Source organism: Treponema sp., from assembly GCF_052169735.1.
In the GTDB taxonomy this organism is placed as follows: domain Bacteria; phylum Spirochaetota; class Spirochaetia; order Treponematales; family Treponemataceae; genus Treponema.
The window spans coordinates 32,853-55,016 of the sequence record NZ_JBQNBW010000009.1; the positions used below are offsets into that span (position 1 = coordinate 32,853).

The 22,164-nt window shown below is 44.7% G+C and carries 18 protein-coding genes and 1 pseudogene; 6 read left to right on the forward strand and 13 right to left on the reverse strand.

Annotated elements, in window-relative coordinates; all coding sequences use genetic code 11:
* Nucleotides 1-165: 165 nt before the first annotated feature.
* The 3 genes from ACTTJ8_RS02720 to ACTTJ8_RS02730 all read left to right on the forward strand — a co-directional run bounded on the left by ACTTJ8_RS02720 (nt 166) and on the right by ACTTJ8_RS02730 (nt 3,877).
* The gene (locus ACTTJ8_RS02720; RefSeq protein ID WP_442718350.1) at nt 166-798 is read left to right on the forward strand and encodes a redox-sensing transcriptional repressor Rex; all 633 of its coding nucleotides are present in this window, start codon (nt 166-168) and stop codon (nt 796-798) included.
* An 84-nt stretch (nt 799-882) separates the two neighbouring features.
* A complete protein-coding gene (locus ACTTJ8_RS02725; RefSeq protein ID WP_442720237.1) occupies nt 883-1,923 on the forward strand; it encodes a class I SAM-dependent methyltransferase in 1,041 nt (346 codons plus the stop codon).
* Nucleotides 1,924-2,095: 172 nt separating this feature from the next.
* A complete protein-coding gene (locus tag ACTTJ8_RS02730) occupies nt 2,096-3,877 on the forward strand; it encodes a hypothetical protein (RefSeq protein WP_442720238.1) in 1,782 nt (593 codons plus the stop codon).
* Nucleotides 3,878-3,897: 20 nt separating this feature from the next.
* Here the strand turns inward: ACTTJ8_RS02730 and ACTTJ8_RS02735 are convergent, their stop codons facing one another.
* The 7 genes from ACTTJ8_RS02735 to ACTTJ8_RS02765 form a co-directional block, all read right to left on the reverse strand.
* The gene (locus tag ACTTJ8_RS02735) at nt 3,898-4,785 is read right to left on the reverse strand and encodes an RluA family pseudouridine synthase (protein ID WP_442720239.1); all 888 of its coding nucleotides are present in this window, start codon (nt 4,783-4,785) and stop codon (nt 3,898-3,900) included.
* An 83-nt stretch (nt 4,786-4,868) separates the two neighbouring features.
* Nucleotides 4,869-5,555, reverse strand: coding sequence for an ABC transporter ATP-binding protein (locus ACTTJ8_RS02740; RefSeq protein WP_442715417.1), 687 nt, complete (start codon nt 5,553-5,555; stop codon nt 4,869-4,871).
* A gap of 45 nt (nt 5,556-5,600) precedes the next feature.
* Nucleotides 5,601-6,737, reverse strand: coding sequence for an ABC transporter permease (locus ACTTJ8_RS02745; protein ID WP_442718354.1), 1,137 nt, complete (start codon nt 6,735-6,737; stop codon nt 5,601-5,603).
* 54 nt (nt 6,738-6,791) lie between these two features.
* Nucleotides 6,792-8,069: an ABC transporter permease gene (locus ACTTJ8_RS02750; protein WP_442720240.1), complete on the reverse strand. Its 1,278-nt coding sequence runs from the start codon at nt 8,067-8,069 to the stop codon at nt 6,792-6,794.
* A 30-nt stretch (nt 8,070-8,099) separates the two neighbouring features.
* On the reverse strand, nt 8,100-9,143 hold the full coding sequence (locus tag ACTTJ8_RS02755; RefSeq protein ID WP_442720241.1) for a Fe-S-containing protein: 1,044 nt from the start codon (nt 9,141-9,143) through the stop codon (nt 8,100-8,102).
* A 487-nt stretch (nt 9,144-9,630) separates the two neighbouring features.
* Nucleotides 9,631-10,257 (reverse strand): iron transporter, encoded by a 627-nt coding sequence (locus ACTTJ8_RS02760; protein WP_442715421.1) that lies wholly within the window; start codon nt 10,255-10,257, stop codon nt 9,631-9,633.
* Nucleotides 10,258-10,412: 155 nt separating this feature from the next.
* A complete protein-coding gene (locus ACTTJ8_RS02765; protein WP_442715422.1) occupies nt 10,413-11,711 on the reverse strand; it encodes an FTR1 family iron permease in 1,299 nt (432 codons plus the stop codon).
* A gap of 831 nt (nt 11,712-12,542) precedes the next feature.
* Here ACTTJ8_RS02765 and ACTTJ8_RS02770 point away from each other — a divergent pair.
* Nucleotides 12,543-13,523, forward strand: a complete 981-nt coding sequence (locus ACTTJ8_RS02770) for a cache domain-containing protein (RefSeq protein ID WP_442720242.1) — start codon at nt 12,543-12,545, stop codon at nt 13,521-13,523.
* Nucleotides 13,524-13,615: 92 nt separating this feature from the next.
* Here ACTTJ8_RS02770 and ACTTJ8_RS02775 read toward each other — a convergent pair whose 3' ends face one another.
* From ACTTJ8_RS02775 to ACTTJ8_RS02790, 4 genes are all read right to left on the reverse strand, one after another.
* A complete protein-coding gene (locus tag ACTTJ8_RS02775; protein WP_442720243.1) occupies nt 13,616-15,517 on the reverse strand; it encodes a putative ABC transporter permease subunit in 1,902 nt (633 codons plus the stop codon).
* Between the two features lie 15 nt (nt 15,518-15,532).
* The gene (locus ACTTJ8_RS02780) at nt 15,533-16,300 is read right to left on the reverse strand and encodes an ABC transporter ATP-binding protein (RefSeq protein WP_442720244.1); all 768 of its coding nucleotides are present in this window, start codon (nt 16,298-16,300) and stop codon (nt 15,533-15,535) included.
* A 204-nt stretch (nt 16,301-16,504) separates the two neighbouring features.
* Entirely contained in the window at nt 16,505-16,831 is a 327-nt protein-coding gene (locus tag ACTTJ8_RS02785) for a HigA family addiction module antitoxin (RefSeq protein ID WP_442720245.1), read from the reverse strand.
* Nucleotides 16,806-17,087, reverse strand: coding sequence for a type II toxin-antitoxin system RelE/ParE family toxin (locus tag ACTTJ8_RS02790; protein WP_442720246.1), 282 nt, complete (start codon nt 17,085-17,087; stop codon nt 16,806-16,808). Before ACTTJ8_RS02790 ends, ACTTJ8_RS02785 begins: the two co-directional genes overlap by 26 nt.
* A gap of 608 nt (nt 17,088-17,695) precedes the next feature.
* Here ACTTJ8_RS02790 and ACTTJ8_RS02795 point away from each other — a divergent pair.
* Both ACTTJ8_RS02795 and ACTTJ8_RS02800 read left to right on the forward strand, forming a co-directional pair.
* Nucleotides 17,696-18,391, forward strand: coding sequence for a hypothetical protein (locus ACTTJ8_RS02795; RefSeq protein WP_442720247.1), 696 nt, complete (start codon nt 17,696-17,698; stop codon nt 18,389-18,391).
* A gap of 49 nt (nt 18,392-18,440) precedes the next feature.
* Nucleotides 18,441-18,806 (forward strand): annotated as a pseudogene (locus ACTTJ8_RS02800) (formylglycine-generating enzyme family protein); the annotation flags it as partial.
* A 294-nt stretch (nt 18,807-19,100) separates the two neighbouring features.
* Here ACTTJ8_RS02800 and ACTTJ8_RS02805 read toward each other — a convergent pair.
* Together ACTTJ8_RS02805 and ACTTJ8_RS02810 are read right to left on the reverse strand one after the other, a co-directional pair.
* Nucleotides 19,101-19,601 carry a PD-(D/E)XK nuclease family transposase gene (locus tag ACTTJ8_RS02805; RefSeq protein ID WP_442719771.1) on the reverse strand — a complete coding sequence of 167 codons (501 nt, stop codon included), beginning with the start codon at nt 19,599-19,601 and terminating at the stop codon, nt 19,101-19,103.
* Nucleotides 19,602-19,910: 309 nt separating this feature from the next.
* Nucleotides 19,911-21,350, reverse strand: coding sequence for a C69 family dipeptidase (locus tag ACTTJ8_RS02810; protein WP_442720248.1), 1,440 nt, complete (start codon nt 21,348-21,350; stop codon nt 19,911-19,913).
* Nucleotides 21,351-22,164: the final 814 nt, after the last annotated feature.

Sequence of the window (22,164 nt, forward strand, 5' to 3'; positions counted from 1 at the left end):
AATAAATATTAAAAATGGGGAATATATGCTTAAAATTATTTATCTTGACCTTTCAGTCTTTTGTTTATATCATAGAAGTTAGGGATAGATAAAAGGTATAAGAACGTGCAAAGCTTCAATTTTGAGCGATTCTGATGTTTTATTTTAATAAGCAAGGTGAGGCAGATGAAAAGAATAAAGATTCCGGCGGTACCTTCAATACGAAGATTACCCTCTTATCTCCATATTGTAAAACAAGCGCAAGCAGACGGGGACCAGTATATTTCGGGAACGGTTATTGCCGAGGAACTTCATCTTGAGCCTATTCAAGTACGTAAAGACTTAGCAATTACCGGTATTATCGGTAAACCTAAAAAAGGTTATCCGGTTGATGAGCTTGTTGCAGCTATTGAACATTTTCTCCGCTGGGATATACAGCAAAAGGCAATTCTCATCGGTGCGGGGAACCTCGGCACCGCCTTAACAGGATATCAAGGTTTTCGCGATCATGGCTTAGACATTTGTGCAGCATTTGATAACGACAAAAAAAAGATCGGTAAAAAGATTCACGGTATTCCGATCTTCGGCATGAAAGATTTAGCAGAACAAATTCAGGTGCTGCAACCTGCCTTGGCAATTCTTACCGCTCCATCACCGAGTGCACAAACTATTGCCAATCAGCTCATTGAAGCAGGAATTGACGCTATTTGGAATTTTACCAATGTCAAAATTAAGGCCCCAGCTGAAGTTCTCGTCCAGCAAGAAGACCTTACATCCGGTTATGCCCTCCTCGGCGTTATGATGAATACTCGTATGTAACAGGCAGGCACCGGCGCATTATTTTTCAGCATGCCTTACGTGTAAACGCTCAAGTGTTCTCTTGTGGCATTCTGCGAGGACTCGATGTGTAACTATGCAAACTCATATCAAGCAGCGCTTTTTTATAACCGCATAAAAAAACGGTATAAACATCTCAAGAAATATGCACGCCGTATCGGTACTTGTGCCTATCGGCTGTATGATAAGGATATTCCTGAGGTTCCTGCTGCTGTTGATCTCTACATTGAAGACGGTACGAACTGCATCTTTGCAACCTTAACCGAATATGAAAGAGCTGCACATACCGACAGTGCTAATGGTGCTAAGGAAGCAGCTTCTCCGGCTGAATTAACCCAGGCTCTCTGTGCTGTACTGGATATCCCTACCGACCGTGTGTACGGAAAATACAGGAAACGACAACGGGGCGAAGCGCAATACGAAAAACTTGCCGAATACGGCAAGCGGATTATTATACGGGAAGGGAACTGCCGTTTTTTTATCAATCTTTCAGATTATCTTGATACAGGATTGTTTCTCGACCACCGCCCCACCCGCCTCCATATTGCCGAAACAGCTGCTCACAAAACCGTACTCAATCTTTTTTGCTATACAGCATCGTTTTCTATTCATGCGCTGGTTGGTGGGGCATCACAGGTATGTTCCGTTGACTTATCAAAAAACTACCTCCAGTGGGCAGCAGAAAATGCAAAACTGAACGGTGTTGATGATCCGGTGCGCTGCAGATTTGTACAAAGCGATGTACGCGCCTTTTTAGACAGCGCTCTGCAGCAAAAGAAACGCTGGGATATTATCATCTGCGATCCGCCAACCTTTTCCAATTCAAAACGTACACCGCAGTTTTTTGATGTCAACCGGCACTGGCAGGATATTGTACGAAGCTGCTGCACGCTTTTAAGTCCTCACGGAATACTCTACTTTTCTACTAATTCACGGACACTCAGGTTTAGTAGCGAAGCGCTTTCCGATGAACCGGTTATACCGTCTGTACCGGATTGTTTTATCTACCGCAAGCAGCTGTTCACCGTGAAAGATGTGAGTCACCAATCAATTCCCGAGGATTTTAGAAATAAAAAAATCCATCGGCTATGGAAAATTACGCATTAAGTTTTTAAGAATACGAGACCTGTCCGATAACTGCGTTTTCGAACAGGTCGACAAGTTCACGCATTGCACAAATAACACGATGCGTGAACATCGCATTTCAAGGTATCCTGTTTTAGAAACGGAAGTTTCAGAACAGGTTTACTGTTGGAATGCCGATAACGGAGTTTAGACTATGATACTGCAAACTTATCTTCTACATAACAAACCATGCTGCTGCCTAACCGCCGGTATGGAACCGCGTATCTTTGCGCAGTCAACTATCACCCAATATCTCCACGATACGGGATTTAGGATTAGTCCAGACAATTCTGTGCAGCCTTTTTACCTCAGCGAAACCGCTGCCTTTTTTAATGCTGAGAAAAAAAGAGAAGAGATGGGTATTATCCTTCCGTTTACCGATGTACAGCCGCTGATCAGCTTTGCCGCTGATCCCAATATGGACAGAGGCGATGCTGTGCGGGAGCTGTACCGGCTCTTCACTATGCTGCTGGATGCACATACCGCCGGAGCAATGAGCGATCCGTTTTTCCGCACAGCGATGGCTGCTCCCTTGTGTTTGCTGCGAGATACAGCCAGTCATGATCTGATTATTTTGCCGCCGCGCTTAGTGCAGCGCTGTACGCTCGCCGCTCCCAAAACGGCACTGACCCATCATTATCCTTATATGCATCCGGACGGAGAGAGGGCTCCTCTCCCCCGCGCTGCATATTTTCTCTTGTCAGCGCTCAGCTACCGCTGCCTTACTGCAAAAGCCCCGTTTAATGCCGCCGCTATTCCCTTTGCCGATATGGACGGAGAACATCCGGAAAAGCAAGATACGAAAGTACAACAGCACAATGCGGAAGGAATATCAGGAACTGCAGAGCAGCTTGTGCAGAATATCCGGGATGGAGTCTATATTCCCATCGGGTTCCGCTGTCCAAGGCTCGTAAAGGAAGTACAAATGCTCATTAACGAAGGGCTTGCACTGACGACACAGCAGACTGCGCAAACTATTCCTTCCGGCTGTGAGCAGCTCTGTGCATACCGCAGCACAGCAAGCCCTCTCTTTTACACTGATATACCTCATGCCGCAGACACAAGCAATACGGCGAACTCTGCTGCGGCACTCGCTACCTCTACAGAGCAGGTATCTCAGAAACAGCTCACTGCCTTTATTCAAACTGAGCGGAAACGGATTAACCGGAAACGTTTTTTAGCAAGGAACGCAGGAAAGCTCACAGCAGCGGCAGCAGGAATCATCATATTGATAGCAGCAGCTATCGGTATTATCCGAACCCTCAATAAACCGCCGGAAACCGCAGGGCTTTCTCCGGAAGCGGTAGTGCAAGGTTTTTACACCGCAGTCGGCGCTCTGGATCAGGCACGGGTAACTGCATATACTAAAAACAAGGCAGGCTCTGAATACGAAGGTTTACTGGTACATCTTTTTGTAACGTCAAAAATGCGGGAAGCATACGAACGGAAGAAGATTTATTATAACCCGCATGAATTTCTTGAAATCTGCACCGCAGTGCATAGCCAACAGCACGTACAACCGCCTGCCAGCGCCGATACCGAACCGGAGCGCTATAAGACTGCGGTTATCGCTGCGCTCAACGGAGGTTCTATTTACGGACTTTCCCAGCTGTCTATAAGCCCAGCCGCAGAGGAAAACAGCTTTGATGTCAGTTTTTACTACTGGGTACCGCTCTTTTCGTCAGAGAAAACAGCAGCATTGCTGGATGAATCGGAGGAATTTCTCACAGCGCGGAGCTTTTTCCCCTTGCAGGTACTGCAATACCGTGACCGGGTACACGTTATTCAAGCAGCAGGCAACTTTTTTATCGGCAAGATAGAGCCGGTTGAACGCACGGTACTCGTTGAATCCAGTACAGCTTTGATTGAACAAACACAGCTGCCGCCGGAACAACAGCCGGAGTATCTTAGGGTATCCTCTAAAAACTATACCTGAGTTTTTTCGAGATGCCCTTATCAGGTTTTGAGGTATGAGCATCTTATTGAGCGCTTTTTGCCAGTAGAATGACAAAAAGCAGAGCGTGCAGGTCTGTCGGTGCGGCAGCTACATGCTTCCCTCTCATGGATATGACGCTTGCTGCGGCTCGCTCCTTTTGTCACATACAAAAGCCATTCTTCCGGTTCAGGTATTTCAAATGTAAGCTGATCTTCTGTAACCGGATGAGTAAACACAAGTGTCCGTGCATGAAGGGCAAGCCGTCCGAAAGGATCTGTCCTTGCACGATAATTTTCATCCCCGGCAAGAACATAGCCTTTCGATGCCAGATGCGCCCGGATTTGATTCTTTCTTCCCGTTTCAAGACTTAATTCAAAGAGGGTATGATGCACTCCGCGCTCAATTATTGTGTAATGAGTTACAGCACTGACTGTCTTAAAGCGGGTTTTATCATGCGGAACAAAACCTCTATTATGTACATTATAGGCAATGCCGTCGTTAATTGTGCCGCTATCTTTCAGTGCGCCGGAATTTCCGCGTACAGCACTTCCCTGCACAGGATTTTCCGCAACAGCACGGTAAATACGACCTGTTACCAGAGTCTGCCAATTATCCATAATCTTTTTTTGGGCTTTTTCTGTCATTGCAAACATCATCACTCCGGAAGTCTCTCTATCAAGACGATGAACGGCAAAAGGTCGATGGGCTTGAGAATATGATCCTTTTTTGCGCATAATCCGTTCAAGAATTTCAAGCGCAGTCTGTACCCTACTCCCCGGATACGGAACGGAAAGCATCCCTTCAGGCTTATACACCACTGCAAGATATTCATCTTCATACAGGATAGTTATCTTCTCCCGTCCAGCATCCGGTTTGTATTTTTTAGTATATTTTGTTCCAGCTGCCACAATACCGGTCTCCTTTCCCTTAAAAGCAAGCATATTTTTTGCTGTATGCTTCTCCTGTGAGTCTTTCGCTTACTTTACCGGTCTCACCTTTGCAGCGCCGGCCGGGTTCTGCTCATTTTTTCGATGCGTGCAATTTTTCCGTGCTCAAGCACCACCATCCGCTCTGCCTGGTCGGCAACCTCCGGGTCGTGGGTAACAACGATGATGGTACTACCAGTATTATGCAACTTTTCAAAAATCTCCATAACCAAAAGCTCGTTCTTTTCGTCGAGGTTACCGGTCGGTTCATCTGCAAGGAGCAGTTTGGGGTGGTTTATGAGGGCGCGGGCGATACATACCCGCTGCTGCTCGCCGCCTGAAAGCTGATTAGGCAGGTGTTTTGCCCGCTCTTTTAAGCCGACGCTTGCAAGCGCTTCCATCGCCTCTTCTTCATCAGGCATACTATGATAGTACTGCGCCATCATTACGTTTTCAAGCGCTGTAAGGTAGTTGACCAGGTGGAACTGCTGAAAAACCAACCCGATAGTATCCCGCCGTACTACAGTCAGATCTTTTGCAGATAATTTGGAAATATCCTGCCCCGCAAGCTCAATCTTGCCAAGCGATGGTTTATCCATACAGCCGATGATATTCATCAGGGTTGTCTTCCCGGAGCCGGACGGCCCCATGATAGAAAGCCATTCGCCTTCTTCTACGTTTAAGTTGATGTTGTCTAAGGCTTTTAAGTCGCCGTATATCTTTGAAATGCCGTTTAATGTTAAAATATCCATATAATTCTCCTTTGGGGAACCTTTAAAAACAGAAGATGTTCCTTTCTACTCCCCGCGTAAAACCAGGGCAGGGTCAATATCCACGGTGGCGCGAACCGGGAATAAGCACGAAACAATCGTGATAACAATCGATGCAATAACCGTAAAGGGGGCAAGCTGAATCGGAAATGAAACACTGCGGGCGAATACACTAATGCTTACGTTATCTGCAAAGATATAACCCAGTACCACACCGAGAATACCGCCTACAAGCCCCAGCATCACTGCTTCACCGAGGAAGTCTTTTACAACGCTGCTATTGGATGCTCCCAGCGCTTTCTTCAGCCCTATTTCTTTCCGCCGTTCTGCAACTACCGCCATCATCGTTGTCGTTACACAAATCATCGTTAAAAAGAGCACAATAATGGTAACAATCCACACAAGGGCTTGCAGCTTACCCAAAACAACATCCTGCGATTCTGTTACCCGTTTTACCAGCCGCGGGGTAATACCGGCTATGTTTTTTGCGGTATTTTCTGCAATAGATTTAAGGTATTCCTGATTTCCATCAATACTGCATTCAATAACATCAAATTGGTCGTTATAGCCGATAATATTTTTTATATCATCCAAACTCATAAAGATAAATTCTTCTTCTACACCGCCGGTGGTAACAATTCCAGAAACAACGCATTTGTTGACTGTAAGATCGCCGTCCGGTTTTGGCGTATTGACAATAACAGAGTCCCCAACCGAAAGACCGATATTGCGGCTGATCTCATGCCCGATCAGTACTTCTTTTGTATTATGCGGCCAGTCTCCGCGGATGAGCCAGTACGGGCTGTTGCTTTTCGCGCTTTCCATATCTGTAGCGGCGATCATATAAGGCTGTTCATTTACCTTTGCAGACTGATAAATATACGGCGCGAATCCCACCAATTTCTCCGGGTTGATACCCTGTTTAATACGCGCAATCTGCTCCGGGGTAATTTTGGCATCGCTTTCCGCCGGAAGAAAAATCAGATTGGCACCGTATGAGCGGAACACCGTCCCCATCTGCCGCGGAATATCGTAATAAATAGTCAGTAAGCCGGATAGTACCGTAGAACCGATCGCAATAGCCAGCAAGGCAACCAGCATCCGCGAGCGGCGGCGCACCAAGGAGCTGGTAATCATTTTAAGATACATTTTATTTCGTGTCATAGCGCTCTACTCCGTTCACTGCGTTTCGCAAGATATGCATATCCACTCCCTTTCCTACCGTCCATGCAGCACCTCCGTCGGGTTGAGCTTGAGCAGGTATTTCACCGAGGGGAAGCTCCCCAGCAAGGTAATAAGGAAGATAATCAAAATAACAATCGGGATAACCATCGGGGCAGGGGGAATAGCCGAACCGAATACGCTTCTGCCGATAATTTGGGTGAGTCCTAAGCCTGCAAAGTAGCCGATGGTACCGCCGATAAGCCCGATAATCATAATTTCCGTTAGTACAGAGACCGTTACAGCTGCGTTGCTTGCCCCGATCGCTTTTTTTAAGCCTATTTCTGCCCGTCTGTCCATAACGCTTGCGGTTACGAGGTTGGAAATCCCCAAAGCAGAAGCGAGTAAGCTCAGCACCGTGATCAACAGCATAAGCAGGCTGGTTTTATTCAGGATAGCCCCTTCGGATTCTGCCACCTGCCGCACCGGTTTTGCGACTGCATCGGTTATCACTTCTTGAATCTGATAACAGATACTGCTGACATACGCGGTACAGTACCACACCTCCATCTCTTTGATGGTTAAACTCAAGGGATTCCGTGCAGCCTTCCGTGCCAAATCATTATCGGGGGTGGTAAGGGCGCTGACTTCAATACTTTCGCACACATCAGTCTTACCCAACAGCCGCTGTGCCGTATGCAGTGTCGTAAAGATATATTCGTCTTCATTACTGCCGGAGTTGAAAATACCGGACACCGTCAGCGTTGCTATTCCCGCAGCGCTTTTTACCTCGATAGTGTCTCCTACATGGATGCCGTTCCTGCCTGCAAACAAACTGCCGATCATACAGCTGGAATCATCATCATCGGAAGCCCAGTTGCCGGTAACCTCCCACCATGTCCGCATCCGCCTAATTCCGGTAATAACTTCCTGCCCGGTATGCAAGTCTATTGTGTTGTCAAACCAGGTACCGGTCAGGCGGACAGGCTTATTTTGTCCCTGATACTCTGCCGCAACATTGAGAAAGGGGGCATAGTCAACAACATTATATGCCCAGAAAATCGTCTTAATTTTATAGAGTTCATCTTCGCGTAAATATTTTTTTGTACTTCCGGATTCTACACCGTAAATGTCATCCAACAGCGAAGCTTCTTTATGCACAACATTGATGTTTGCACCGTAGGTTTTTAGTTCCTGATTCACCTTATCGCCGACACCAAGCATGGTATTGAGCATTGCACTTGAAAGGCTTGCTCCCAATGCAATGGTGAATGCAATCATTGCCATCTTTCCCTTTTGGCGAAAAAGAGAACCGGCTATCATTCTCCAAAACATAATTGCTATCAAACCTCCATCTGGGTATTGCTATTTAAAGCGGTGAGCTTCCGCTTCAAGGTCGGCTATCTTAATTTTGATTTTACCGTCATGAACGATATAGGCAATCGGTACGGGATTACAGCCGCCGGGAAAACCGATTGTTCCCTTGTTCATAACTACATCGCAGAGCTTACATACTACTTCACCATTCCGCTCAAAGTAGCCCGTCGGCCCGCAGATATCGCAGGCATCAAGCCCGATCCCATACGAACCTTCGCTTTTTTTAATAGCGATAAACCGTACTTCAATGCCTTGCTCCGATATATACGCATAGCGGTGCAGCTTGTCATCCTCTAATTCTGCGATAGGAATTATTGCCATCCCGTCGGCAATAGTGTAGTTCTCCGGCGGAGACAGCGGAACTTCGCGGTCAACATAATGCCGCAGCACGGAGAGGGAAAGTACTGAGCCGGCCAGCAGTGCCAAAGAGCATTTTGCCCATCGCCGTGCATTACGTTTTCCTGCTTTCAGTTTCCTCAGTTCCGCATTATTATGGTAAACTTCGGTAATACTGCGGTTCTTTTTCCACAGAACAATGGGCGGCAGCATAATAAAGAAGATAATAGCAAAGGTGAAAAAGTTTCCGTGGTTTACCACACCGGCAATAAAAGCAAAGATAAGATCGTTGCGGGGAATAATACCGAGAGAATAGAGCCGCTGCAAGATCACCACAATCTGCGTAATGCCGAAAATGCTCAACGCTCCGGCAACCGACACTTTCAGCTCGAGTGCTGAAAGCTTAATCAGTGTTTTATACACTGCAAGCGCCGATAGCAGCATACACGCAAGCCCTAACACATAGCCGATCAGCCTGAATAGGACGATGGTGCTAACCGCACTTTCCCCATAATTGACCAATGTCCTCGCCAGCATGATAATAACAGGAAGATAGTAGAATATGGTTGATGCCGTATATAAAAACACCGCTGCGCCAAAGAGATTTTCGTAAAGGCGCGGTCTTTTTTGTTTATGCTGATCTTTAAGGAAAAGAAGAATAAGGAAGAATACCAGTGAAATGGCAACAGGTACCATGCACCAAAAAGCAAAATGCGTTCTATTGATATAATTAGGAATTGACCGAAGGATAGCTGAAATAATACTGCCGATGATGCCGAGTAAAATACTTAGCGATGCAATAATCTGTTTTTTTTTTCAGACTCCTCGGTTCTCTCTGACTGCTGAGTTTTAAATGAAGCAAATACTACTGCAAGCACAAGGGCGAACGCAATACCGGCTTCAAAAACTCTAATATAAAATTTTAAAATGATACACCTCCCGAAAGCTGACGTTTGAGAGCATCCATAACATTCATGGATAGAATGTTCAAAAGATACCGTTACTGTAACAGAAAACGGTATGTTTCAAAGCAAACGCTGATGAGGCTTATAGCGCAAACCTCATCAGCGTAATTGTCGTGTGTTTCTATGAAAATTGTTCCAAAAGCGAGTGTTTTTCTCTGCTTTTATTCATCCTTCACAGAATAGACCCATTCGATACATTCGTTGCCGAACAGGGCTTATTACCACTGCGGTCCTTTCCACTCGAAGTCATTCCATTCAACGATGAGCGGTTCTGTCCAGAAACGGCTGGTAACACCGGTTTCTTTATCTACGTGCAACAGGTAGTCATTACCCGGAGCTTTGATTTCGAACTTAACATTGTACTTGCCAAGTCCTTCTTCAAACTTCATGTTAGCACCATAGTGGGGACCATCGCTTGCGTTCATCGGCATAAATGCAACTTCCTGAACCTTGCTGGAACCCTGCTTTTGGATGTATGCCTTAACATGGAGATAAGGAACAAAGTCACCGACACCGTAGCCCAAAGAAGCCCCGTTTTCATTAGCAGAAATATCTGCTTCGACGTGACAATCAGCTTCGTTCTTGGAAAGGCTGTTTCCGGCAGGTTCCATATCAACCGGCTGGAAGTAAACGCCGCCGATGTGGAGCGGTCCTACATCCTGTTCATCCCCAATCGGGAACTCATCAAAACCTGCAGCTTCTTCTTCAGTCGGTGCAGGAGCTGCAGCCATTTTTTGTTCCGCAGCGGGTTTTGCCATTTCCTGCTTTTGAGCAGGTTTTTCACATGATGCAAGCACAAAAGCGATTGCCATCAGTGCAAAAAGAAAAGATACAGTTTTCTTCATTTTGAAACTATCCTCCTGTAATATATTTAGTTTCTTTTTGTTCCACATTTGTTACAGCTTTTTAGAACATGCTCTTTCTCACATCCGGATGTCTCAAAAGCTGTTGTTTTCCTCATCTCTAAAGATTTCAATCCTGAGAGATGTCTCTTATATTTTTACTTTTGCTCACACTTTGCCTTTTCAGCTTCAATTTGAGCGCGTTGTTTTTTGTTCTTCCTTGCATACACCACAGACATCGTGATAATCACCGCAAGCACAACAATCTGCGGTATCAGGCTTTCATACGTAGCATAAATACCGAGGAAGTCAAACTCGAAGCCCATCCACGGGATAAGAGTTTTATTCACAACACCGGCAGCTTGCAGTTCGGAAACGCCTTTTCCGGTAAACGAAAAACACATAGCATACATTAAAAGACTGGTTACCAAGAAGAACGGTTTCAGCGGCAGCCTTACGGTTAAGAACCTAAACGCCAGGAATACCGCAATAAGCACTAGGGATGAAAGAATAATTGCTAAAATCACCGCCCGCTGTCCGCTTGCACCGTGGATGGGCACCCCGCGGAAGAATAAAATCAGCTCAGCGCCTTCACGGGCAACTGCAAGGAAGGCTGCGAAAATCAGCACCCATTTATTGCCTGTAGTAACAGATGTTTCTACCTTTGACTTGATGTATTTCTCCCATGCCTCGGTTTCCGATTTTGAAAGCATCCAGTTGCTGACGTAAAAGAGCACAACAACAGCAACAAACATACCGACACCTTCAAATATCTCCTGTGCAATACCGCTTTGCGCTCCGGCAACAACACTGAAAATAAAAGCAAGCAGAATACTTACCAGAACACCGCCCAAGGCTCCGATATAGACTGAACCGATATATTTTTTCTTATTTGTTTTTACTAAATAGGCAATAATCGCCGCAATAACAAGGATTGCTTCCAATCCTTCACGCAATACGAGTACAAAGGAAGAAATAAACGCCGCAACTACTGCGGACTTGGCAGTATCCTCCGTCTCATTACCGCTCTGATCCAACGTACCGTCTAGTTCAGCTGCATCGTGGTACAGCATCGCAATCAGTTTATCCTTATGCGCCTTGACCATTTCGTTATCTTTATCGCTGTAAACATTGCGGCGGTATTCATAAAACGCATTTTCAACGGCGGTTTTCCTAGCTCCGGAAAGATAGCCCATCGTTATTTTTTCCATTCCCTTCGATTCATAAAAGCGGAAATACGCAACGTTTACCTCATCATACGCTTCTTTCGCTTTACCCTGAATATACAGATTATATGCATTATTCAGGTGCACTTCCATCTTTGTTACGATTTTTGTCCACGAATCCAATGCCTCGGCATTATCTTGGGCGAAAACCGTTGACACTGAAAGAATTGCGAACAGAACAGCACAGAAAAATGTGCGAAGAGAATATGTTTTATATTGTTTGATAAACATAAAAACCTCGATACAGAAATACTAGCCCTATTCGATAACTGCGTTTCCGACTAGGTCGACGAGTTCTAAACCGCACAAATAGCACGATTTAGAATATCGCATTTCAAAGTAACCTGTTCAGAAACGGAAGTTTCCGAACAGACTTACTACAAAAGCCTGCAAACTGACTTTTTTGAGCGTTTCTCAGCAGTTATTATTCATCCCGACGTATCCAATCGGCATTTGAATAATTTAACTAGAACTTACAAATAGTACCGTAAGTATACCATCCAGAAAAATAATGTCAAGGGGAGGTTTCAGGGATTCCGCTGAGAAAACGGATGTAAGTACATAAAAAAAGAGGATTGTGAAGTTAACAATGCCGCAAAAATATCAAAAACCGTATTTCTCTGATACATTTTTTATACCGGATTTATGTGAGCGAAACAAAAGCGCCCCCTCTTTTTTGCACATGCTATCACACAGAAAGTGCGATATTTTTCTCTTCATTATGTTTTCAGCTGAAGCCCTGCTGATTAGCGATGTATTGTGTTATCCTTCATTATTATGTAGTATAAGACTGCATAATTTATAGATAAAACAAATAACAAAATACATGATCAAAAAGGACAAAATAATGCTGTACACTTCAAACTGCCAGCACCTACAGTTTCGCATTCCGCTTTTTACAAAAAACCGATACATGGTTATTGCTATTATTGTTCCTGCTATTTTAGCAGTGTCCATTTTGATCGGATGCACACTCAGTGCAATTTATTTCATAAAAACGTTGCATACAGCGTTAAACTTGCGGAAAATGAAATCCTCAGTTTTTTTGACAGTACCTCACAAATGCTTGACATGCTCACAAGCCATCCCTATGTACGGGGAGCGGATGATACCATTCATATCTATACAACCGAAACAAAAAAGATGAAACCTTCAGCAATTTCTAAAAGTAGAGCCGAAGAAAATATCTCGCTTTTATTTGAATCGATCTATGCTGGTTTTTCCGACTATTTAGAGATTTTCATGGGTACAGAGTGGGGCGGTTTTGCAACCAGCTATAAAGGAGAAATATCTGCCGGTTATGATCCCCGTAAACGGATTTGGTATCAGTTAGGATCAGATGCGCAGGGGGAAGTTGCCCTCACAAAGGCATTTTATACCCATAATTTGGCAGCTTCGGTAATTGCGATGGTAAAAAGTTTCTATAATGCAGAGAATGCCTTTACCGGAAATGTTGCTATAAGTCTCTCGCTTAACACATTAACGGCAAAAATAGCAAAATTCGGGATAGGAGAAAGCGGTTCAATTATACTGATGCAAGAAGATGGAATTATCCTTGCCGACCCCACAAACCCTCAGCATATTTTCACTCATATTATCGCAACGGATATACTGCAGCCGCAGCGGTTTATGCAGGCAACAGACCGTCTCCAACGGGTTATCTTTGATAATAAAAATATGTTCTTTCAAGTATATACACTCTCTAACTTGCCGTGGAAACTCATTGCTTTTGTAGAAGAAAAAGAATTATGGAACGAATGCACTTTCATGCTTCGCTATATCGGCATTAGCGGAATGATTATTGCACTTACGCTCGGCTTCTTACTCGTGATGCATATGTTGCGGATGATCAATCCTGTACAGCATATTCTAATTCTACTGCAATTTGTTTCAAACACTGCCTATCCGCAGAATGCAATGTCATTCAGCAGAGGAGATATTGAACTTCTGCCGGAACACTATGATGCACTTTTAAATGAACTACGGAAAGAAATTGTGTTAGTTGCTGCAACACCGATATCGCCAAATAATCTGCTGTCTTAGCATCTTTGCAGTTGATTCGTGTGGGTTAATGTTCACAAACCGCGCCGTAACAAAAGGTATTAAAACCTCCCGCATGAATAAGCCCTCGCTGCCTATAACTCCAGCCTGCTGATTTTCCGTTCTGCGTAAGGAAGGAAAAAGTACAGCATACCGCAGCTCAAGACAAACGGTATGCAGGCAAAATACAGGACATACATATACACCGGCAATGAGAGGAACAATGCAGCCGCTGCTGTTATGCTTACAAGAAGCATATCGGTAAACATAATCACAATGGCATTTATATTGTGCTTTATTGCCGCCGCGGGACTGTCCCAGTGAAGCTTTGGATGTGCAGTGTCAAGCATCAGTGCAAGGATATTGCAGAAAAATGCCAGTGCAAGTGCGATACTAACGGCAGCGGCGGTCTCTGCTGCACGAAGCGAAAAGAAATAGGCAGCTCCTCCTGTTCCAATCAGAATTCCAATAAGAGCGACCAGCATTGCGTGTGTAAGTTTTGCCTGCATATAGGCGGCAACTGGAACCGGCAGGCTTTTCATAAAACTGATATTCTTGGCATCGCGGGAAACCGCTGTTGCGGCAATATTCGTTGCCGAGCCTAAAAAAGCCCCGCATAAAGCGGTAATGAGCAGACCGCGCCCCCCCTCCAGCAAGCCGGAAACTGCTGCCGGTATGTCCGCTGAGCCGGTAACATACATGAGTGTCAGTATCAGCGGTAACATAATAATCATAAATGGACCGTTCAGCAGATAGGCTGGTTCCCGGTTCATCATGCGGATTTCTCTCAACAGCAGGGAAAACCAAAGCGGACGCTGCACAAGTTTACCGCCGAATAGCTTGCGGCGCTCCGAAGCATTTAATCTTTTCAGCTTTTTTTCATTAAAGCCGTCCAGAGTTTTTACATACATTTGTGAAAACAAGAAAACCAGCGCCGCTGCAAGCGTACTGCACAGGACAATAAAGATGAGCAAAAAGCCCAGCATCTCCGCCGTGGAAGATGCCGCAAGGGATTTTGCAAAGAGCTGTGCCGGTAACACAGCGGCGAATTGAGCAGCGCTTCCGTGCTGATACTGCATCAGCATAGTCTGTAATGCAGCAGGATCTCGTGACCAATGGACAAGGTAGTTGATACCCAGCGCCAGTGCAATTCCGATACAGCTGCCGAGCAGCATAATAACCTGTTTATTTTTAAAAGTTGCGGTAGTACGCATCAGCAGAATATGTACAAGATAGCAAAAACCGATAACCGGAAGCGGAAAAAATATACCGCCGATTGCCGCGGCAGCATAAAAAACAACGGATTGCTGCTCATAAAACCCATATACGGCAGCGGTTACCAGGAAAAAACTCAGAGAAATCAGCATTGCCGGTATGCAATGCGCAAGATACTTTGCACCAAAAAGCACGGCAGGGTGAATAGGCATTGCCCGCAGCATATCTTCAACACCGCCTATCGAATAGGTAGAAAGGGTCAGTACAAAGTTTGCCATCAAAAGGAAGAGCAGCATCATGAGCATTTCCAGTTCAAAAAGCTGCTGCCGCATTCCCAGCGGGCTGAATATTTTGTACAGATTGGCTGCCATAGTACCGAATAGCACAATAAAACAGCCGCCGATATATATCAAAAATAATGCAAGCAGGGCTGTTTTCACGATAGAAACCTCATCGCTGCGATGAGCTGCCGCATCGGAAGCTACCGTTCCTTTGCTGTCTGCTTCATCAACCGTCTCGCTGCCCGTTCCTCCATCTTTGCCGGCATCTCCGTCTACTATCTTTTCGCCCGGGCTTCTGTCTCTGCCGGCAGTTCTATCTATCCTGCTTCCGCCGTTTTTTCCATCTCCGCTTTCTGCCGCTCTCCGGGGTTCACCCTTTGCCTTTTTATCTTGTATGAACTCACTCAGGCGGCTTATACCGAAGACCAGTGTAATATACATCTTGAGCAAGCGCCAAAAGACAGCAGCATTCTGCTGACCGGTACCTCTTTGCTGTTTCATGCTATCGCCCGCCTGCTATATGTGCCGGGCAACAGCCGTACTGCCGCCATCCGGCATTCCTGCTTCCGTCATTGTTAAAAAAAGCTGTTCAAGGGAATCGGAGCCGCCCTGCTGTTCTCGTAATTGCTGCAACGAGCCGCAAAATACGAGCTTTCCCTTGTGGATAATGGCAAGCCGGTCGCAGAGCTTTTCTGCAATTTCCATAATATGGGTAGAAAAAAAGACCGTTTTTCCCCGGCTGCTGTATTCCTTCATCAATGTTTTAAGACGGAATGCTGATTGAGGGTCAAGTCCGACAATCGGTTCATCCAAAATCCACAGCTCCGGTTCATGGATCAGGCTCGCCGCAATCAGCAATTTCTGCTTCATACCATGAGAAAAACTCCCAATACGGGTATTAAGTACCGAATCCAGCTCAAAAAGCGCCGTATATTTTTCTATCCGCCGTTGCCGATCCTCTGTAGAAACACCGTACACATCCGCCGTAAAATTCAGATACTCCAGCGCCTTAAACTGCACAAAAACCTCAGGATTATCCGTTACATAGCCGATTTTTTGCTTTGCGGCAAGCGGATATTTGCACATATCAATACCGCCGACCGAAACATCTCCCTTATCAGGACTCATAATGCCGGTTATCATTTTGATTGTTGTCGTTTTTCCTGCCCCATTCGGCCCCAAAAAGCCGAAAATCTCCCCCGGCTTTACCTCAAACGAAAGATTATCCACTGCCTTTTCTGCAGAAGCCCCATAGGTTTTTGAAACATTCCGTATTGTAAGCATCTTTATACCTTATTTTCTCTTATGGCGTTAGTGTAGCATAGAAGCAGAGAAAATGTAAGCGGTCTCATTCTATCGCATTAAATCTAACTGAAAAAGAAGCGGCACATCACATAAAAATCTGACCTAAAATAGCAACCATAAAGAGATTACAATCGATTAAGCAACTTTCGCGCCAAAACAAATGTCAGCGTTGAAGCGGGGGGGTTAGACAACTGAGGCATAGGCGTACATTTTTATTGTTTCAAATTCTCGGGAGTGATTATTGTTTTCTTCTTCTAAATCATACAGATTCTGAAGATTGAGCCAGAATTCTGCTGTCGTTCCGAAGAATTTTGAAAATCTGATAGCGGTATCCGCAGTAATTGCACGCTTTCCGTGAATTATTTCGGAGATTCTTGTTTCAGGAACATTGATTTCTTTTGCCAGACGATATGCAGAAATGTTCATTGCATTTAAAAAATCTTCTTTAAGAATTTCTCCTGGATGAACATTGGGTAATTTTTCATCAGTGATAATCTGTGATTCTAACATTTTCTGCACCTCCATTTTCAAACTTAAAGACAATTCTCCATTGATCATTTATTCTGATTGAATAAAATCCGTCTAAATTCCCAGCAAGTTTTTCTAAACGATTACCTGGAGGGATCCTTAAATCTTCTACAACTTTTGCAGCTTCAATCATTCGAAGTTTTCTTCTTGCAACATTTTGAATCGTCATCGGTAACTTTTTACTTTTGTTACCTTTGCCTATTGATTCTGCTTCTCTATCATCAAAACTTCTTATCACATTTCCATACTAATGCTAAACAGAAGTATTTGTCAAGAAGAAACTAATGGGCATCCAGGGATTCCGCATTATAAATAAAAACACATGGAATCTATGTTCTAGACTATAGAATCCCTTTACACTGTATTGATATTTTTCCTTGACAGCGCAGTAAAACCGGTATAGACTGAAGTCTATGAAGATAAAGACTACTCACCGCACAAAACAATACCGTACGACCCCGGAGGCTTTTTTATTACAAAAAGAAGAATTGGATAAGTCTTTATCTGTAAACGAGTTTCCCCCCTACTCACCTTCTAACCAACTCAGCGCGCGCACTATCTGTAGTTAAGCATGAAGAACACGTTATAAGAAATACTCCTCACAGGTTTTTGCACGCAATACGCGTTTTGCCATTAGTGTTTTTTCAATGTTTATATTTGCTTCTCTGTTATGCATATCAAATATGTTTTTATGATACGGTGTATGATGTTCAAAAGTACTCCACTACGGCGCTTACAATAAGCTCATGTAGCCGGCACCAGATTGTGCAAAACTACTGTACTCAATATAGAGTTAGTGGTTTTATAGATAAATTTTTATATATTTATAAGAGAGGTGTGTAGCTAATGGATATTGCAGTGGAAAAACTCGGCAGCGGGGAAAGTACAGCGGAGCGGTTTTGCAGGGATTTCCTTTCCGAACTGCAAAAGTCCCCCTTTGGCAGTATGCCGAAGCGGGACATCGAATGCTTATTGTTTTATCTGTTTGAAAAATATGAGCTGGTAGAAGGAAAAACCAATCGGGAAAAAGCATTCAACCTGAATCTCAACGAAAGCCGTTTAAAAACGTACATGGCAGATTCGTATGCAAAATATGGCAAAAATATGCAAAAGGAACACTGTAAGCAGGTGCTAGAAAAATTGGCATCACATAAAACAAAGGCAGTAATAGACGGAGACTATCTGATATTTTTAGAAGAAAATCCGGTACTGCAACGTGATTTTATCCAAAGCTTGAAGGATATGGGATTTTTTACTGATTCAAGTTTTAACAGGGAATTGATACGGGTTAAGCTGACAAGTTTTATCTATTTTGCACTGCAGGAACAACTATTGAATATTTCTGCGATAAACGAAATCATAAAAACAGATAAGAGAGCAAAAGCAGCTCTTGAGCAGAGTATGAATGCCGGTAAAAATCTGCAAGAAATCGCAGGAGATATTTGGCAGATTATCAAAAACCAGAACAGTACGGGGGTCATAACGGCTATAGAAATAGTGAAGCACATATGGGATGTTGCACAAGCAAAAATCGAGGCATAACTTCGTCTGCCATCATCAAGGACCATAAGGAAGATATAATTGGGCAGCGCAAGGAGGTCCTGCACGGCATACATATCCCGGAACGGATGAGGAAACGCAGCTCGTAAACTATGCGTGGTACAATGTTAATAGTGATAATCGAACGCATGAAGTAAAGAAAAAGGCGGCGAATGGGTACGGGTTATACGATATGGGAGGAAATGTATGCGAACGGTGCTGGGATTGGTACGACGTGCAATCGCCTGCGGGCGGACAGGATCCGACCGGTGTTCCAGCGATGGGGCATAACCAGCGCATCGCACGCAGCAGCGCATACGCTGCCCCAAAGAACGACTCCGCCTGTACGAGGCGTAGTGAGTTCACTCCACATTACTCTGATAAGACTCTTGGATTGCGGCTGGTGCGCCGTTCGTGATGACATGATTACAACTGCACGTCCATGTGCAGTTGTAATCGACGAGATGTGCGATCTATCCCGCCAAGGAGGGCGGGGGTGCTAAGCAGAAACACTGTTTTGTTCGCATTCAGGATATAAGCGAACAAAACTCGGTATCAAATGGATACACGGATGTACGCATTTGTCAAACATCGCCGCTGCATGAACTGTCTCTCAGCATGGTGCGAAGCAGAGGCACAATCCCCTCATGTTGGGCACAGAGCAGGATAGGATTATCTACGCTCTGTACAAGGGGGGCGATGCGCTGAGCTATTACAAGCTCGCGACTTCCGCTTTCGTCAGTCCGGTCATTTTTTCGATAAACGGTATTTCGCAGTGGGCTTGTTTCATTAACCGTGCTGTTTCGAGCTTTGCTTGGCGGGAACCAAGCGATTTACCCTCGGCAAGCCCGCGTGCTTCGCCCTCAGCCAACCCCCATTCAGCTCCGGCTTTATACTGTACCTCTGAGATAGTTGCAATGTCGCTTTTTAGCTTCATCCGTGATTCGTAGAGCTTCCGTTCTATCGGGTTCAAGCTCAATACATCTATTTGCTCATTCAACATTTGCAATATCGGTGATGTAGCCGCCAGCATATTTCTTACCTCCCTCAGGTCTGTATTTATAAACTGCAACCACTGTATCAATTTTTGCTCTTTTTTGATAGGCTCCTTTTGTATCTCCTTCTCTTCGGCTCGTGAGAGGTTGAGAAAATGAATTTCCATCAGCTCTGTAAGCTGCTGACAACTTCCTTTCTTATAAAGCGTAGGACACAAAAATGGCTAAAAAAATCAAAAAAACTAATAAACATTATTTTTTATAACTTTTTTGATACATTCGACGGGTAGAGGATCTGTAGGGAGGTAGAACCGACTGCCGCCGCAAAGCAGCGTGAACCGCTTCTTAGCATGGTGCGAAGTAAGGGTACAATACCCTCATGTTGGGCACAGAGCAGGACAGGAGTAGCCCCGCTCTGTACAAGGGGAGCGATGCGCTGAGCTATTACAAACTCGCGACTTCCGCTTTAGTCAGTCCGGTCATTTTTTCGATAAACGGCAGCATATATTCGCTGCCGCCACCCTCGGTTACAGATTTTTATCCATGGTAAAGCTCAATTTTGAATGGTTAAATGATTCAAGCATATACTCAGCGATGAGATCGCGTGTTTTTTGGATGACATACTGCGCCGTTTTTTCGTTTTCTGCTGTTAAAAACGCAGTGAGTTCCGCTCCGCTCAAGGGTTTTGCCTTTTCCGTTATCTCATGGATACGCCGGAACGCATAGCTTTGTATATCACGCAGGTATGTAGTATTTGAATCGCGGAAGGCTCTATAGCGGCTTTCCGTAAAAAATCCGAGAATCTTAAACAGCCAATAGGCATTATCGAGTGAAACAGAGGGTGTCCGCTTTTTATAGATTTTCGGGGTGTCGTTAATGTTCGTAAAAAACGGCACATAAGGGGTAAACGCAGTAGTACCGAACGCCAGCCACTGAATACCGGCAACCCCCGCAGCCGTGTCAGGACGCAGCTGCAGAATATGCGATTCAGCTGTGCGGGAAAGAGAAATAGAGCGGAAACGCGTCTTTTCGTATTCTGAGCCGGCAGCACCGATTGGATCGTATACGGTTTCATTATAATGCGAACTCAGGATATACTGCACATCTTCTACTGAAATAAGCCTATTCGCCTTTCGGATAAACGGAATATCGTTTGAAGCTGGACTTTGTTCAATCTCAGGGTTAAGATACTTTTGAGCAAACCATGCGCGGGGTGTATTGTACACACGGTCTTTTTCGGTTGAAGTACCAAAAATATGCCGAAAGTTAAAGCCTTCTCGGTCGGGATTGAGCTTATAGGTATCGACAAAAGCAGCAATTCCCTCAGCCCACATAAAATCATTCGGATTAGAAAAATCAATATGTTCAATACTTACCTGGTTAGGAGCTATGGCATAGCAGTCATCGGGAATACGCTGAGCTACCCAATAATGGCCGCACGGAATTTCCATATACCACGCTTCTTCCGTATCTGCAAAGAGAATTCCGTTCCCTTCTGCCGAACCGTACTGAGCAATTAGCTTGCCTAAAAACGCAACCCCTTCCCGTGCAGAGCTGATAAAGGGTGCAACAATGCTGTTAATAGCATCTTCTCCAATTCCCTCCGGTACAAGCGGATCAAATGCCAGCACACGCGGATTTCCGTACACGCTTTCAGTGGAGCTGACGGCAACGTTTTTTTCGTTGATACCCGCTTCTCCATATTCGCCAACCGCATCTTTGAGCAAGGGAAATGCCTGCGGTACAGAGGTACAACGCAATGCCTTATCAGGCAGCGCAACCCGCACACCGGTATTGCGGGAATGGTAGATGCGGTTTTGTACCTCACTTGCCGGCTCTAGGGTAAACAGCTTTACCGAAATTGCTTCATGAAAATCTTCGTTGCGGGCAATCATCACCGAACCGTCAACGGAGGCTTTTTTGCCGACCAATACAGTTGTACATGCTTGATGACCTGTGTTAGACATAGTACTATCTCCTTGTTATATGTGCGGGGATTATTTTCGTTCATTAAAATGCAGCCGTTTTCAGAAACATCAGTTTCTGAAAACGGCTGCATTGGTGCGCGATAGCGTACACGTCAATCTGTGATGTTTGCGGTAAGCAAACTCGACATGTTTTTCAGCCGCGCCATTTTCGCAGCTGAAAAAAAACTTCGTATAATACCGATTATATCATAAAAACAGGACATAGACTATCTATCAAGCGGCTATAAACCTGTCCGAACCGGAGGTTGCAGAACAGATTACTATAAAGCACCTCTAAAAACATCAAGCCTATCGGCTTGTTCTGTAAGGAAATGATTTATCATATCCGCTAAAGCAGACTGCGAATCAGTTTTTTAGAGATACTCGACGAGTAAGGTATATTATACTCACATCTAATCATTGCAGCGTTAATACGTTTATTATCGGCGGTGCTTTTCCTGCTATGGCTTTCATTTTGAATTACCAATACATCTTCATCATGCGCAGGTTTTTCTCAGATTTGTTAGACAGACCTTTGGGCACCATTCCTTTTTGCCTGCCAGCGTTTTCTCCATTTTATTCTTACCATTTTTAAAGTTGTTTGAAAGTGCTATGCAGCTTTTTTGTTGCCATACGTTAGCGCGTAGCCGACCAATTCTTTTCTCAACAACGAAGGGTCTTTACTGTTTTTGTAAGATGCGTAATAATCCATTGCGATGATATCTCCTTGCGAGAACCGTTGCTTAATCCCCCTTGCCTAACCGGTTCCGCTTAGGCAAGGGGGATACCATCTCTCTTCTTTGTCCACTTTTTT

Excerpts from the sequence above, each read along its gene's own strand:
- ACTTJ8_RS02720 (WP_442718350.1), top strand. The coding sequence starts at position 166 with ATGAAAAGAATAAAGATTCCGGCGGTACCTTCAATACGAAGATTACCC.
- ACTTJ8_RS02725 (WP_442720237.1), top strand. The coding sequence starts at position 883 with ATGTGTAACTATGCAAACTCATATCAAGCAGCGCTTTTTTATAACCGC.
- ACTTJ8_RS02730 (WP_442720238.1), top strand. The coding sequence starts at position 2,096 with ATGATACTGCAAACTTATCTTCTACATAACAAACCATGCTGCTGCCTA.
- ACTTJ8_RS02740 (WP_442715417.1), bottom strand. The coding sequence starts at position 5,555 with ATGGATATTTTAACATTAAACGGCATTTCAAAGATATACGGCGACTTA.
- ACTTJ8_RS02745 (WP_442718354.1), bottom strand. The coding sequence starts at position 6,737 with ATGACACGAAATAAAATGTATCTTAAAATGATTACCAGCTCCTTGGTG.
- ACTTJ8_RS02750 (WP_442720240.1), bottom strand. The coding sequence starts at position 8,069 with ATGTTTTGGAGAATGATAGCCGGTTCTCTTTTTCGCCAAAAGGGAAAG.
- ACTTJ8_RS02755 (WP_442720241.1), bottom strand. The coding sequence starts at position 9,143 with ATGGTACCTGTTGCCATTTCACTGGTATTCTTCCTTATTCTTCTTTTC.
- ACTTJ8_RS02760 (WP_442715421.1), bottom strand. The coding sequence starts at position 10,257 with ATGAAGAAAACTGTATCTTTTCTTTTTGCACTGATGGCAATCGCTTTT.
- ACTTJ8_RS02765 (WP_442715422.1), bottom strand. The coding sequence starts at position 11,711 with ATGTTTATCAAACAATATAAAACATATTCTCTTCGCACATTTTTCTGT.
- ACTTJ8_RS02770 (WP_442720242.1), top strand. The coding sequence starts at position 12,543 with ATGCTTGACATGCTCACAAGCCATCCCTATGTACGGGGAGCGGATGAT.
- ACTTJ8_RS02775 (WP_442720243.1), bottom strand. The coding sequence starts at position 15,517 with ATGAAACAGCAAAGAGGTACCGGTCAGCAGAATGCTGCTGTCTTTTGG.
- ACTTJ8_RS02780 (WP_442720244.1), bottom strand. The coding sequence starts at position 16,300 with ATGCTTACAATACGGAATGTTTCAAAAACCTATGGGGCTTCTGCAGAA.
- ACTTJ8_RS02785 (WP_442720245.1), bottom strand. The coding sequence starts at position 16,831 with ATGTTAGAATCACAGATTATCACTGATGAAAAATTACCCAATGTTCAT.
- ACTTJ8_RS02795 (WP_442720247.1), top strand. The coding sequence starts at position 17,696 with ATGGATATTGCAGTGGAAAAACTCGGCAGCGGGGAAAGTACAGCGGAG.
- ACTTJ8_RS02810 (WP_442720248.1), bottom strand. The coding sequence starts at position 21,350 with ATGTCTAACACAGGTCATCAAGCATGTACAACTGTATTGGTCGGCAAA.